This is a genomic window from Pseudomonas sp. BF-R-01 (genome assembly GCF_019946615.1).
Classification (GTDB): domain Bacteria; phylum Pseudomonadota; class Gammaproteobacteria; order Pseudomonadales; family Pseudomonadaceae; genus Aquipseudomonas; species Aquipseudomonas migulae.
On the sequence record NZ_JAGYFX010000002.1, the window covers coordinates 50,868 to 63,942 of the forward strand.

Annotated in this window: 12 protein-coding genes; 1 reads left to right on the forward strand and 11 read right to left on the reverse strand. The window is 60.4% G+C overall.

What is annotated here, in order from left to right; translation table 11 throughout:
• Positions 1-8 precede the first annotated feature (8 nt).
• The 6 genes from KGB27_RS01810 to KGB27_RS01835 all read right to left on the reverse strand — a co-directional run bounded on the left by KGB27_RS01810 (position 9) and on the right by KGB27_RS01835 (position 7,564).
• Positions 9-1,664, reverse strand: coding sequence for an intermembrane transport protein PqiB (locus KGB27_RS01810; protein ID WP_008038427.1), 1,656 nt, complete (start codon positions 1,662-1,664; stop codon positions 9-11).
• The gene (locus tag KGB27_RS01815; protein WP_008038428.1) at positions 1,645-2,295 is read right to left on the reverse strand and encodes a paraquat-inducible protein A; all 651 of its coding nucleotides are present in this window, start codon (positions 2,293-2,295) and stop codon (positions 1,645-1,647) included. Before KGB27_RS01815 ends, KGB27_RS01810 begins: the two co-directional genes overlap by 20 nt.
• Positions 2,292-2,888 (reverse strand): paraquat-inducible protein A, encoded by a 597-nt coding sequence (locus KGB27_RS01820; RefSeq protein ID WP_192227209.1) that lies wholly within the window; start codon positions 2,886-2,888, stop codon positions 2,292-2,294. Before KGB27_RS01820 ends, KGB27_RS01815 begins: the two co-directional genes overlap by 4 nt.
• Before the next feature lie 785 nt (positions 2,889-3,673).
• Complete coding sequence (locus KGB27_RS01825) at positions 3,674-4,975, reverse strand: NAD(P)/FAD-dependent oxidoreductase (RefSeq protein ID WP_223552848.1); 1,302 nt, start codon at positions 4,973-4,975, stop codon at positions 3,674-3,676.
• Positions 4,972-6,060, reverse strand: coding sequence for a polyamine ABC transporter substrate-binding protein (locus KGB27_RS01830; protein WP_008026423.1), 1,089 nt, complete (start codon positions 6,058-6,060; stop codon positions 4,972-4,974). The genes KGB27_RS01825 and KGB27_RS01830 overlap by 4 nt, the downstream gene beginning before the upstream one ends.
• A 145-nt stretch (positions 6,061-6,205) precedes the next feature.
• A complete protein-coding gene (locus KGB27_RS01835) occupies positions 6,206-7,564 on the reverse strand; it encodes a glutamine synthetase family protein (protein ID WP_008026421.1) in 1,359 nt (452 codons plus the stop codon).
• Positions 7,565-7,725: 161 nt separating this feature from the next.
• On the opposite strand from KGB27_RS01835, the gene KGB27_RS01840 reads away from it, so the two are divergent.
• Positions 7,726-8,646: a helix-turn-helix domain-containing protein gene (locus KGB27_RS01840; RefSeq protein WP_223552852.1), complete on the forward strand. Its 921-nt coding sequence runs from the start codon at positions 7,726-7,728 to the stop codon at positions 8,644-8,646.
• A 12-nt stretch (positions 8,647-8,658) separates the two neighbouring features.
• Here KGB27_RS01840 and KGB27_RS01845 read toward each other — a convergent pair whose 3' ends face one another.
• The 5 genes from KGB27_RS01845 to KGB27_RS01865 all read right to left on the reverse strand — a co-directional run bounded on the left by KGB27_RS01845 (position 8,659) and on the right by KGB27_RS01865 (position 13,006).
• Complete coding sequence (locus KGB27_RS01845; RefSeq protein ID WP_008041565.1) at positions 8,659-9,579, reverse strand: MurR/RpiR family transcriptional regulator; 921 nt, start codon at positions 9,577-9,579, stop codon at positions 8,659-8,661.
• A 120-nt stretch (positions 9,580-9,699) separates the two neighbouring features.
• The gene (locus KGB27_RS01850) at positions 9,700-10,464 is read right to left on the reverse strand and encodes an ABC transporter ATP-binding protein (RefSeq protein ID WP_207284309.1); all 765 of its coding nucleotides are present in this window, start codon (positions 10,462-10,464) and stop codon (positions 9,700-9,702) included.
• Positions 10,465-10,482: 18 nt separating this feature from the next.
• A complete protein-coding gene (locus tag KGB27_RS01855) occupies positions 10,483-11,595 on the reverse strand; it encodes a succinylglutamate desuccinylase/aspartoacylase family protein (RefSeq protein ID WP_223552855.1) in 1,113 nt (370 codons plus the stop codon).
• A gap of 9 nt (positions 11,596-11,604) precedes the next feature.
• Positions 11,605-12,303, reverse strand: a complete 699-nt coding sequence (locus tag KGB27_RS01860) for an ABC transporter permease (RefSeq protein ID WP_008026413.1) — start codon at positions 12,301-12,303, stop codon at positions 11,605-11,607.
• A gap of 13 nt (positions 12,304-12,316) precedes the next feature.
• On the reverse strand, positions 12,317-13,006 hold the full coding sequence (locus tag KGB27_RS01865; RefSeq protein WP_008041551.1) for an ABC transporter permease: 690 nt from the start codon (positions 13,004-13,006) through the stop codon (positions 12,317-12,319).
• Positions 13,007-13,075 lie beyond the last annotated feature (69 nt).

The following is a 13,075-nucleotide window of genomic DNA, read 5'->3' on the forward strand; positions in this document are numbered from 1 at the left end:
TCCTGTGGTCAGTTGCGCGGTGGGCCCTGTAGGTCCGTCGGTGCTGCGTTATTGGGACGACCGCGAATCAGCGACTCTGGATGCCGGCCCAGGTAATCCGAGAGCTCACGCAGGGAGCGCGACATGCGCCCGAGTTCTTCCAGGGTCTGGGTCAATTGCTCGCGTTGCGGCGAGTCTTCGGCGAGGGTCGAGCTGGCCGATTGCAGGGTTTTGCTGACGTCTGCCAGGGTGGTTTGCACGCCAGGCAGGGTCTTGGCGTTGAATTGCGCGAGGCCCTTGCGCAGCTCTACGAGGTTGCTGTCGAGGTTGCCGGCGATGCGCTCGATGGGCAGTTGGTTGATCTTGGTGACCATGCCTTCGAGTTTTTCCTGCAACTGTTCGAGGCTGCCAGGAATGGTGGGAATGCTGACGGGGCGGGCGGTCGGGTCGAACACGACTTTCTCCGCTTTGGGGTAGAAGTCGAGTGCGATGTACAACTGGCCGGTCAACAGATTGCCGCTGCGGGCCTGGGCCCGCAGACCGTTTTCGATGAAGCTGCCCATCAACCGTACGCCGGCGGCTTCGTCATTGGGGTCATGCTTCAACGCTTCAAGCATTCTGGCGTGGGCCTGGCCGAGGCGTTGCGGGTAGATCACGATGCCGACGTTGACCGGAAAGCTGCGTTTTTTCGGGTCGAAATCCAGATTGACTGACACGACCCTGCCAAACTCGATGCCAAGGAACTCCACCGGCGCACCGACTTTCAACCCGCGCAATGCCTGGTCGAAACGCAAACTCAGGAACTGCGCCTTGCCGCTGGGTGGGGCGAGGGCGGTTTGCTGGTCTTCGAACAGCTCGAAGCCTTTGTCCTCTAGCGCCGGTTTATCGTTGGGGCTGTATTCCGGCGCCCTGAACGCGATGCCGCCCACCAAGATGGACGAGAGCGACTCGGTCTTCACCGAAAAACCGTTGGCGCCGACGTTGACATCAATGCCGCTGGCATTCCAGAACCGGGTGTTATCGGTGACGAAGGCATCGTTGGGCGAATGGATGAAGACTTCGAGGTTTACCCCTTTGCCGTCTGCATCCAGGGCATAGGCGACCACTTGGCCGACCGGAATTTTGCGGTAGTAGACGGGAGAACCAATGTCGAGCGAGCCCAGGTCCTGGGTGTGCAGCGTAAAGCGCTTTCCGGGTTCGCCATAGGTAATGGGGGGCGGATTTTCCAGCCCGGTGAAATTCTTCGACCGGGCATTGGCCTGGCCGATGTCGGCGCCAATGTAGTCCCCGGACAGCAGTGTATCGATGCCCGACACGCCGCCAGCACCGATGCGGGGCCGTACCACCCAGAATTGCGAGTCTTCGCGGGTGAAACTTTCCGCCTGCTTGGACAGTTTGATGGTGGCGTTGACGCTTTTCTGGTCGCCGCTCAATTCCACGTCGGAGACATGCCCGATCACCACGTTGCGGTATTTGACCTCGGTCTTGTTGGCGGTCAGGCCGCTACCGGTCTTGAACGTGACGGTGATGGTCGGTCCTTCCTGCAAAATGCTGTGAACCACCAGCGAAATACCCACCAGCACCGCGACAATCGGCACGATCCACACCAATGAAACGCTGTAGCGGCGGGTCTTGATGGGGGCCTGCCCGGGAGCTTGCGGCCCGTCAGCGGCTTGAGACTTCATCCATGACCTCCTCGTTTTCGGAATGTTGCTGATCCCAGATCAGACGTGGGTCGAAACTCATCGCCGACAGCATGGTGAACACCACCACCAGACCAAAAAACAGAATGCCCGCGCGCGGTTCGATATCGGCCAGCGCCTGGAACTTCACCAACGAAGCCACCAGGGCGACCACGATCACGTCGAGCATCGACCAATAACCGATGAGCTCGACGAAACGGTACATTTTTGAGCGCTCCTTGCGCGCCCAATCACTGTCGCGCTGAACGGTCACCAGCAATAACGACAGGGCGACGAACTTGATGCCCGGCACCGCGATGCTGGCAATGAAAATGATCAGGGCGATGTCCCAGGCGCCGTGCTGCCAGAAATCCAGCACACCACCCATGATTGTGCTGTCCGCGCCGCTGCCGACCATTTTGGTGTTCATCACCGGCAACACATTGGCCGGGATGTAAAACACCAATGACGTGATCAAGTAGGCCCAGGTTCGGGTCAGGGCGTTGGTTTTGCGCCGATGCAGCGGCGCACCGCAGCGTTCGCATTCGTGGGGGTCGCCGGTCATGTCACAGGCCAGGCCGCAGCTGTGGCAGAGACACAGGTTGAGTTCGCTGGCGACTGGTGGCGTAGTCATAAGACATCCCACAGTTCACGGACATCGCGCCCGGCGATGCGGATCATCATCAGGCTGAGAATGGCCAGGGCGAACAGGCCGATACCAGGCAGGACGTCGAGCAACCCGGCGAGCTTGATCACCGCGACCATCGCCCCCAGCAGGCAGACTTCCAGCATGCTCCAGGGCCGCAGGGTTTCCAGCCAGCGCATACAGAATCTGAAACCCGGCGAACGACGGGAGGCGAGGGCAAAACTCAGGACCCAGATCAGCAGCAGCAACTGGAAAATCGGCGCGATGATCATGGCGATTGCCGCCACCATCGCGATGAAGGTAATCGGGCCCAGACTCAGGGCCTGTACCGAATCCCACAGCGTCGCGCTGTTTTTCAGGCCTTGCAGGCTGATGCTCATGACCGGGTAGAAATTGGCGAAAATCCACAGCATCAGCGCGGTGACGGTCAGCGCCAGCCGCTGCTCCACCGTCAGGCCGTTATAGCGCTGAAGCACGCCGCCGCAGCGCGTACAGAGGGTTTTCTGATGTTTGGCGAGCGTGACTTTTTGATACACGCAGTCGCAGTGCTCGCAGATGATCAGTTGGTCAGTCGTAGCCATAGGCCGCACTCGCCAGGAGGCAGGAAAGTCAGAGCACATCCTCAATATAGAAGTGCCTTGCGATTGAGCAAATTAAAAGGCGGACTTAAAGCTGACTTGCTGGTGATCGGGCCTCGAGTCCTGCACTGATCTTGCGGCCGCCATCGCCAGCAAGCCGGCTCCTACAGGGTTTGGTGTTTACCCGGTGGATCGGCTGCGCACGGCCATTGTAGGAGCCGGCTTGCCGGCGATGGGGCCTTGAGGCTTGCGGTGATGTTGAGGGCGCCATCGCCAGCAAGCCGGCTCCTACAGGGTTTTGTGTTCACCCCGTGGATCGGCTGCGCACGGATATTGTAGGAGCCGGCTTGCTGGCGATCGGGCCTTGAGGCTTGCGGTTATGTTGAGGACGCCATCGCCAGCAAGCTGGCTCCTACAGGGTTTTGTGTTCACCCCGTTGATTGGCTGCGCACGGCCATTGTAGGAGCCGGCTTGCCGGCGATTGGGCCTTGAGGCTTGCGATTATCTTGAGGACGCCATCGCCAGCAAGCTGGCTCCTACAGGGTTTTGTGTTCACCCCGTTGATCGGCTGCGCACGGCCATTGTAGGAGCCGGCTTGCCGGCGATTGGGCCTTGAGGCTTGCGGTTATGTTGAGGGCGCCATCGCCAGCAAGCTGGCTCCTACAGGGTTTGGTGTTTACCCGGTGGATCGGCTGCGCACGGCCATTGTAGGAGCCGGCTTGCCGGCGATCGGGTCTTGAGGCTTGCGGTTATCTTGAGGGCGCCATCGCCAGCAAGGGGTGGGGGTTTTAGCCGAGGATTTCGCGCAGGCGATACCAGAACATGCCGAGGGCCAGCAGCGGTGAGCGCAGTTTCGGGCCGCCGGGGAAGGTCATGTGGGGCACGGCGCTGAATACGTCAAAGCCTTGGCTGTGCCCGGCATGAATCGCTTCGCCCAGCAGTTTGGCGCACCAGTGGGTCACGTTCAGGCCGTGACCGGAATAACCCTGTGCGTAGAACACGTTCGGATGCTGGTTCAAGCGCCCGACCTGCGGGAAGCGATTGGCGGTGATACCAATCTTGCCGCCCCATTGAAAATCAATGCGCACATCGGCCAGTTGCGGGAACACCTTGAGCATTTGCGGGCGCATGTAGGCGGCGATGTCTGCCGGATCACGCCCGGAATAATGGCAGGCACCGCCGAACAGCAAACGCCGGTCCGCCGAGAGCCGGTAGTAATCCAGGCCGACTTTCTGGTCGCACAGCGCCAGGTTCTGCGGGATCAACTGCGTTGCGACGTCAGGCGCCAAAGGCTCGGTGGCGATGATGTAGCTGCCCGCCGGAAGCACCTTGCCGCTGAGCTTCGGTTCGAGTTCGTCCAGGTGCGCGTTACACGCCAGCACCAGGCTGCCGGCGCGCACCGTGCCCCCGGCACAACGCACCTGCACGGTATTGCCATGAATCAACTCCAGCACCGGGCTCTGTTCGAAGATCTGCACCCCAAGCGACCGCGCCAGTCGCGCTTCGCCGAGCACCAGATTGAGCGGGTGCAAATGCCCCGAACCCATGTCCACCAGGCCACCGGCATACACGCCTGAATTCACTACGTGTTCACGGATCTGCTCCGGCCCGACCAATCGCGTTTCATGGGCGTAACCCGACTCGACAAGGCCTTCCTGCTCAGCCTTGAACGCCGCGAACTGTGCCTTGGTGTTGGCCAGTTCGCAAAAACCCCAGCGCAGGTCGCAATCGATGCCGTGCTCGCGGATGCGCTTGCCCACCAGCTCGACCGATTCGGTCCCCGCGCGCTCCAGGTAACGCACGCCTTCTACACCGATGTGCCGGGCGAAACCGCTGACGTCATGGCCAATGCCGCGGATCAACTGGCCACCGTTGCGCCCGCTGGCGCCCCAGCCGATCCGCCGGGCTTCCAGCAAAATAACCGAGAGCCCGCGCTGAGCCAGTTCGATAGCCGTGTTGACCCCGGTAAACCCGCCGCCGATCACGCAGACATCGGCGACAAGGTCATCTTCCAGCGCAGGGAAGGGCGTCAGCGTATGAGCCGATGCCGCGTAATAGGAGCGCGCATGTTCGTGGTTGTACTGATTCATTTGTTGGACTTCACTTTGCTCCAGGAACGGGTCATCAGCCGCATGATCGCCTGGGGCGGGGTGGTCGAGATGTAGAGCTTGTCGAGCACTTCCTGAGGCGGGTAAACCTCGGGATTGTTCACCAACTCAGGGTCCATGAATTGCTTGGCGGCCGGGTTGGGGTTGGCGTAACCGACCGAGGCGCTGACCTTGGCGATCACTTGTGGGTCGAGCAGGTAGTTGATGAAGGCGTGCGCCTCTTTCGTGTTGCTGGCGTCGGCAGGAATCGCCAGCAAATCGAACCACAGGTTGCTGCCTTCCTTCGGAATCGCGTAGGCGATGTTCACGCCGTTCTTGGCTTCCTTGGCGCGGTTGGCAGCCTGGAACACGTCGCCGGAATAACCGAACGCCACGCAGATGTCGCCGTTGGCCAGGTCCGACACGTACTTGGATGAGTGGAAGTAAGTGATGTAAGGCCGGATGCTCAGCAACTTGGCTTCGGCCTTCTTGTAGTCCTCGGGATTTTCGCTGCGCGGGTCCATGCCCATGTAATTGAGGATCGCGGGGAAGACTTCATCCGCCGAGTCCATCATCGACACGCCGCACTGGCTGAGCTTCTTGATATTTTCCGGTTCGAACAGCACGGCCCAGGAGTCGATGTGATCGATGCCCAGCACTTGTTTGACCTTGTCGACGTTGTAGCCGATGCCATTGGTGCCCCACAGGTAAGGCACCGAATGCTCGTTGCCCGGATCGTTTTTCTCCAGTAGCGCCAGCAGTTTCGGGTCGAGGTTCTTGAAGTTCGGCAGCTGTGCGCGATCCAGCTTGAGGAACGCGCCGGCCTTCACCTGGCGCGCGAGGAAGTGGTTGGACGGCACCACCACGTCATACCCGGTACGACCGGCGAGCAGTTTGCCCTCCAGGGTTTCGTTGGAATCGAAAACGTCGTAGATCACCTTGATTCCGGATTTGGCCTGGAAGTCGGCGAGGGTGGTTTCGCCGATGTAATCGGTCCAGTTGTAGACGCTGACCTGTGGTTGAGCCTGGGCAACAGCGCTGAACAACAGGGCCAGCGCGACCGGGACCACGGATTTCAATAGACGCATATCGACACCTCTTGGAGTTGTTGGATTCTTGTAGGAGCGAGGCTTGCCCGCGAAGGCGGACTGCCAGCCAACGGCGATGTTGAATGTGCTGGACTCTTCGCGGGCAAGCCTCGCTCCTACACGAATGTGTGATCTCGTGTGGTTTTCAGACACTAAGAAGCAAAAACTCCCGCTCCCACGAGCTGATCACGCGCTTGAAGTTCTCGTGCTCCGCTCGCTTGACCGCGACGTAACCGCGGACAAACTTGCTGCCCAGATAACGCTCGATGGTTTCGCATTCTTCCATCTGCGTCAGCGCGTCCTCGATGGTGATCGGCAGGCGCAGGTTGCGTCGTTCGTAGGCTCGGCCCTGTACCGCAGCGCTCGGCTCGATGCGCTCGACCATGCCGAGGTAACCGCACAACAGGCTGGCGGCGATGGCCAGATACGGGTTGGCATCGGCGCCGGGCAAGCGGTTTTCCACGCGCATCGCCTCAGGGCTGGAGGTCGGCACACGCAAGCCCACGGTGCGGTTTTCTTCGCCCCATTCAACGTTCACCGGCGCCGAGGTATCCGGCAGGAAGCGGCGGAACGAGTTCACGTTGGGTGCGAACATCGGCAGCACTTTGGGGATGTATTTCTGCAGGCCGCCGATGTAATGCAGGAACAGCTCGCTCATCTGCCCGTCGGCATTGGCGAAGATCGGCTGGCCGGTGGCGATGTCCACCACACTCTGGTGAATGTGCATGGCGCTGCCCGGCTCGTCGCCAATCGGCTTGGCCATGAACGTCGCCGCAACATTGTGCTTGAGCGCTGCCTCGCGCATGGTGCGTTTGAACACGGTGATCTGGTCGGCCAGGTCCAGCGCGTCGCCATGACGGAAATTGATTTCCATCTGCGCCGGGCCGTCTTCGTGGATCAGCGTGTCGAGGTCCAGGCCTTGCAATTCGCACCAGTCGTAGACGTCTTCAAACAGCGGGTCGAATTCGTTGGCAGCGTCGATGGAAAACGACTGACGCCCACTTTCCGCACGGCCCGAACGGCCCATCGGCGCCTTGAGCGGCAAGTCCGGGTCTTCGCAGCGCTGGGTCAGGTAAAACTCCATTTCCGGCGCGACAATCGGCTTCCAGCCTTTGTCGGTGTACAACTGCAAGACTTTCTTCAGCACGTTGCGCGGCGACAGTTCGATCGGGTTGCCGAACTTGTCGAAGGTGTCGTGGATCACGATTGCTGTGGGCTCGATGGCCCACGGGATCACGTACACCGCATCGGAAACCGGCTTGCACACCATGTCGATGTCGGCCGGGTCGAGCAGGTCGTAGTAGATGTCATCGTCGACAAAGTCCCCGGTTACCGTTTGCAACAGCACACTTTCCGGCAGGCGCATGCCTCGCTCATGCAGGAACTTGTTGGTGGGCGCAATTTTGCCGCGTGCAATGCCGGTCAGGTCGCTGACGACACACTCGACTTCGGTAATCTTGTGATCTTTCAGCCACGTGAGCAGCTGATCGAAAGGGACATTCATAAAGACCTCGTTATTGGTTTTATTAACGCCGGGGAGGGTGGTTTCATCCGCCACACACTTCCCCTGGGACGCGTTGACGACTATCTTGGGCGAGCCTTGACGTTCCATCTATCCACTTTCAGCAGCACCAAAACGCACCAAACGAGTGCGTAAGGTCACCCATGACAGCGTGCAATCCATTACAGGTCCAAGCGTTCGATACCGCCGATGTCGCCGAGCAAATCCGCGCCACCCCCGGTTGGGTCCAGCATTACCAGCAGATGTCTCCGGGGCATTTCGCCGGGCGGGTGCGTTACCTCGACCTGCAGGGCGTAGAGATTTACGAGGAACACATGAACACCCGGGTCGAGCAGAATTTCAGCGCGCCCGAGGGTGCACTGGCGTTCTGTTTCGATCGCAGTGACAACGCGCTGTACGTGCTGAATGAAGAAAGCCGCAACATCTGGATCACGCCGGAGAACTACCAGGAAATCGCCGTGGTGTTCGGGCCGGAGTTCGTTCAGCGTCACGGTCTGAATGTCGCCAGGCTCGAAGGTTTGTTCATGGCGCCGCTGAATTCGGGGCAGAACGCGCTGTTCAGCCGCTGGCTCAGCGGGACCTTGACCCGGTTGGCGCAAACCCTCGATCCGCCGAGCAAAGAGGCCTTGACCCAGCAGTTGCTGGAAGACTGCCTGTACATCCTCGACAACGCCTCGGTCTGCCTGGATCGCGGCGGTTTGCAGCGCCGCGCTGATGAGCGGGCGGTGATGAAGCGCATTGGTGAATGGGCGGCCGATTCCCCGGAAGAAACCCTGAACCTGCTGGAGCTTTCCCGGGTTGCCGGGGTGTCATTGCGTCAGTTGCAGCACGCGTTCAAGGCGTACACTGGCATGACACCGACCCATTGGCTGCGTCTGCGCCGACTCAATAGCGCCCACCGCGAACTGCTCAATCGCTCGCCGATGGAAACCACCGTGGCCGAAGTGGCGATGCAGTGGTCGTTCTGGCATTTGGGGCGGTTTTCCAGCAGCTACCGAGCGTTGTTCAAAGAGCTTCCCAGTCAGACCCTCGCGCGCAAAACCGGTCGGGCATCAAGCCGCTGAGCCGATCACTGCTCAGCGTGGCTTGGTGGCTTTGGGCGATTTAGTGCTGCCGGGGATGTGCAGGTAAGCCATAACGCTTTCGGTCAACTCGGTCGCCAGTTTGACGGCTTCCTTGTTGCGCGCCATCACCCCAGCGACCAACCCTTCGATCAAGGCAAGTACGGCGATGTTGGAACTGGTCATGACCGGGTGATCGGCCGGGGCGAACAGAACGTGATCGGCAACGCTGGTCAGCGGCGACGCAGGCGAATCGGTGATTGCCAGCACCTTGGCCCCGCGTTCATGGGCGAAACGGGCGAGTTGCAGGGTGTCGAGCGAGTAACGCGGCAGGGCAATCGCCAGCAAGACGTCCTGGTCGGTAATCGCGGCCAGACGGTAAGCGGCGTTTTCGTTACCGCCCTCCATGCTGATAGCGGTGGCGTCCGCACAGAACGGCATCAGCGTCGAGGCGGCGAGGCCGGCAAAATAGACGCTGTTGCCAAACCCCAGAATGTAGATTTTGCGTGCGTTGATCAGGCTGGTGACGAACGCTTCAAACGTGTCTTCATGGTTGTTGGTCGCCGCCGTCGCCAGGTTACTGGTGGCGCTCTGGATTTGTTCCTGCAGCCCAAACGCGCCGTCGGGGCGATGTGCCAGTTCGTTGCGCAGCTTGTCGACGGGCGAGACCATTTGCTGCAACGTCGCCACCAGCTCGGCCTTCATGCCGGTGTAGCCGCCGAGGTTCAGGGCTTTGGCCAGGCGGTTTACCGCTGCGGGTGAGGTGGACGTGACGTGAGCCATCTCTTCAATGGTCAGCGTCGCCGCCTTCAGCGGGTGGCGCAGAATGAAGTCGGCCACCTTGCGCAGTGACGGCGGCAATTCGGAAACGGTTTCCGCCAGTTTGCGCATGACCGGCGCGGCATAGACCGTGGTGTCTTTCGATGGGGTCGGCATATCCGGCTCAACATTTCCTGAGAATTAGAGAAGGCCTGGCATGAGGTTGGCGCGAGTGTATCCGAAGCCGACCCTCGGCGTGCAGCGCAAGGGCGAGGGTCGGTGACGCAAACGCGCGGATTACTTCAAGCTGCCGGCCAAAAACTGTTGCAGCCGTTCGGACTGTGGTTTTACCAGCACCTCACGCGGATCACCGCGCTCTTCGACCAGGCCCTTATGCAGGAACACCAGTTGATTGGAGACTTCCCGGGCAAAACCCATTTCGTGGGTCACCACCACCATGGTGCGGCCTTCCTGAGCGAGGTCCTGCATGACCTTCAGCACTTCGCCGACCAGCTCGGGGTCGAGTGCCGACGTTGGTTCATCAAACAGCATCACTTCCGGTTCCATGGCCAACGCACGTGCGATCGCCACGCGCTGCTGCTCGCCACCCGACATATGCGCCGGCCACGCGTTCATGCGGTGCGCCACGCCGACTTTGTTCAAGTAATGCTCGGCCTTTTCCCGCGCTTCTTTCTTGCCCAGCCCCTGCACATGCACCGGGGCTTCCATGACGTTTTCAAGGGCACTCATGTGCGACCAGAGATTGAAGTGCTGAAACACCATCGACAGTCGCGAACGCATGCGCTGCAACTGCCGGGGTTCGGCAGCCTTCAGGCCACCGAGTTTGTTGTTCACCAGTTTGAGCTGCTCGCCATTGAGCACGATGTTGCCCGCGTTCGGCTGTTCCAGCAGGTTGATGCAGCGCAGGAAGGTGCTTTTGCCTGAGCCGCTGGAACCGATGATGCTGATGACGTCGCCCGCTTTCGCTTCCAGGGATACGCCCTTGAGCACTTCGTGGGCGCCGTAGCTTTTGTGCAGGTTCTGGATTTCAAGTTTGTACATTCTGTTCACTCTCTGGTGTCAGTCGCTGAGTAAGCGGCCCTGGCGAATCAGGCGGGTGCCGGCGACTTTGGCCAGCCACAAACCGGGTTGGGCAAAACGCAGACGTTCGCGGGCATAAAGGATGCCGTCGGTGCTGGCGCGCACGATGCTGTGGCGATCGTTCAGCGGGTCAAGCACTTCAAACAGTGGATCGCCAACCTTGACCCGGGCGCCCAGCGGTTGCAGGAAACTCACCACACCAGGGTGCGGCGCGTAGGCATATTGCGTCCCGGCGAATGGCGTTGCTTCACAAGCGGATATCGGGGCCTGGGGCCAGTCCCCGCTGATCAGCCCTTGTTCGGCGAGATAGCCAAGAATGGCCTCGGCGCTGTCGACACATTGCTCGCGCTCGGTGTCGGCCATGCCACGCAATTCGATGGTTGTGGCGACGCACGCCATTGGGATAGCCGCTTCGGGAAACAGCTCGGCCAGGCGTAACCAAGGGATCGCACAGGCTTCATCGAAGGCGCTGCCGCCAGCATCTTCGGCCAGCAGGGCGGCACCGGCGCCCAGGCGTGCGGCCAATGAGCGCAAACGTGGCCAGTGTTGCGGCATGGCATAAAGCAGCATGATTGATTCGAAGTCGCAGTGCAGGTCCAGCACCACGTCGGCGTCACACGCATGCTGCAACAGCAGGCGACGCAGGCCATCGAGTTCCGAAGTGGCTGGCGGTATGTCGGCGAGGACATCGGCCATGGCACGACGGATCAGCGCAGTGTTGACGTCGGCGTCGGCGCCCAGTTGGCCTTTCACCAATGCAGCCACAGCTTCGGTCAACTCCGGAAAATCACGATTGAAATTCTTGCCGCTGGAGAACTCGAAGCGACCTTGATGGGTCGCCTGGAACATCTGGGCGATGCCGATGGGGTTGGACATCGGCACCAACTCGACGACCCCGTTCAGGCGACCTTGATCTTCCAGCACTCGCAGACGACGTTTGAGTTCCACCGCCACGCGCATCCCCGGCAACTCGTCGGCATGCAGGGAGGCCTGGATGTAAGCCTTGCGCGGCCCGCTGCCAAAGCGAAACAGTGACAGGCGCCGCTCGGTGCCCGAAGCACTCCACGGCAACAGGTATTCAATGTGCTCCATAACAGCTCCTTAATGCTTGCGCGGTGCCAGGTATGCCAGCCAGCGGCGCTCGGCCAACTTGAACAGACGAACCAGGATGAAGGTCAAGGCCAGGTAGATAAGGCCGGCAGTGATGAACGCCTCGAACGGCAGGTAGAACCGCGAACTGACTGTTCGCGCGGCCCCAGTGATATCCACCAGAGTGACGATCGACGCCAGGCTGGTGGTTTGCAGCATCATCAGCACTTCGTTGCTGTACTGCGGCAGCGCCCGGCGCAAGGCCGACGGCAGCAGAATGCGGCGGTACAACGTCACGCGCGACATGCCCATGGCTTTGGCCGCTTCGATCTCGCCATGAGCCGTGGCCTTCAAACTGCCGGCCAGTAACTCTGCGCTGTAGGCACTGGTGTTGATCGCGAAGGCCAGGCACGCGCAAAAGGTGGCACTGGACAGGTAGGGCCAGAGCGCGCTTTGGCGTACCGATTCGAATTGCGCCAGGCCGTAATAGATCAGGAACAACTGCACCAGCATGGGTGTGCCGCGGATCACGTAGGTATAAAGCCAGGCCGGAAAGTTGATCAGCGGCGATCGAGACACCCGCATCAGCGCCAGCGGAACGGCCAGGACCAGGCCGAAGGCCAGGGAGATCAGCAGCACTTTCAGCGTCACCAGGATGCCGTTGAAATACAGCGGCAGGTTTTCCCAGATCAGGTTGTAGTCGAGCATCATTGGTTGCTCCCCATCACAGTTCGGCGGCTTTGATGCCGACCGAGTAGTGTTTTTCCAGATAGCGCAGCACCAGCAATGACAGGCTGGTCAGCATCAGATAGAGCGCCGCTACCGCGAGAAAAAAGGTAAACGGCTGGTGGGTGGCGTCCGCAGCGTTCTTGGCTTTGAACATCATGTCCTGCAAGCCGATGACCGAGATCAGCGCGGTGGATTTGGTCAGCACCAGCCAGTTGTTGGTGAAGCCGGGAAGGGCGAAACGAATCATCTGCGGCACCAGAATTCGCCAGAACACTTGCGTGCCCCTCATGCCATAAGCGGCTCCAGCCTCGGCCTGGCCTTTAGGGATCGCCATAAACGCGCCGCGAAAGGTTTCCGACAGGTAGGCACCAAAAATGAAACCCATGGTGCAGACACCGGCGATAAAGGGATTGATATCGATATAGCGGGTGTAACCGAGCGCAAGAGCGACGCGGTTCACCAGATCCTGGCCGCCGTAGAAAATCAGCAGGATCAACACCAGGTCGGGAATGCCCCGAATCAGGGTGGTATAACTTTCGCCCAGCATCGCCAGCCATTTCAGTGGCGACAAACGAAAGGCCGCTCCCAGCAGACCCAATGCTATCGCCATGGCCATGGAAGTCAGGGCCAGGTTAACGGTCAGCCAGGCGCCATCGAGAATGCTCGATCCGTAGCCGTGAAGCATGATGAAGTTCCTCAAGCGAGCGCGGTGAGGCGCGCAAACAAGCCCAAAGCGACGCCTGCCCGGGGGCCG

Bases quoted from the DNA above. Each gene is read 5' to 3' on its own strand.
- KGB27_RS01810 (WP_008038427.1), bottom strand. From the start codon at position 1,664: ATGAAGTCTCAAGCCGCTGACGGGCCGCAAGCTCCCGGGCAGGCCCCC.
- KGB27_RS01815 (WP_008038428.1), bottom strand. From the start codon at position 2,295: ATGACTACGCCACCAGTCGCCAGCGAACTCAACCTGTGTCTCTGCCAC.
- KGB27_RS01820 (WP_192227209.1), bottom strand. From the start codon at position 2,888: ATGGCTACGACTGACCAACTGATCATCTGCGAGCACTGCGACTGCGTG.
- KGB27_RS01825 (WP_223552848.1), bottom strand. From the start codon at position 4,975: ATGAATCAGTACAACCACGAACATGCGCGCTCCTATTACGCGGCATCG.
- KGB27_RS01830 (WP_008026423.1), bottom strand. From the start codon at position 6,060: ATGCGTCTATTGAAATCCGTGGTCCCGGTCGCGCTGGCCCTGTTGTTC.
- KGB27_RS01835 (WP_008026421.1), bottom strand. From the start codon at position 7,564: ATGAATGTCCCTTTCGATCAGCTGCTCACGTGGCTGAAAGATCACAAG.
- KGB27_RS01840 (WP_223552852.1), top strand. From the start codon at position 7,726: ATGACAGCGTGCAATCCATTACAGGTCCAAGCGTTCGATACCGCCGAT.
- KGB27_RS01845 (WP_008041565.1), bottom strand. From the start codon at position 9,579: ATGCCGACCCCATCGAAAGACACCACGGTCTATGCCGCGCCGGTCATG.
- KGB27_RS01850 (WP_207284309.1), bottom strand. From the start codon at position 10,464: ATGTACAAACTTGAAATCCAGAACCTGCACAAAAGCTACGGCGCCCAC.
- KGB27_RS01855 (WP_223552855.1), bottom strand. From the start codon at position 11,595: ATGGAGCACATTGAATACCTGTTGCCGTGGAGTGCTTCGGGCACCGAG.
- KGB27_RS01860 (WP_008026413.1), bottom strand. From the start codon at position 12,303: ATGATGCTCGACTACAACCTGATCTGGGAAAACCTGCCGCTGTATTTC.
- KGB27_RS01865 (WP_008041551.1), bottom strand. From the start codon at position 13,006: ATGCTTCACGGCTACGGATCGAGCATTCTCGATGGCGCCTGGCTGACC.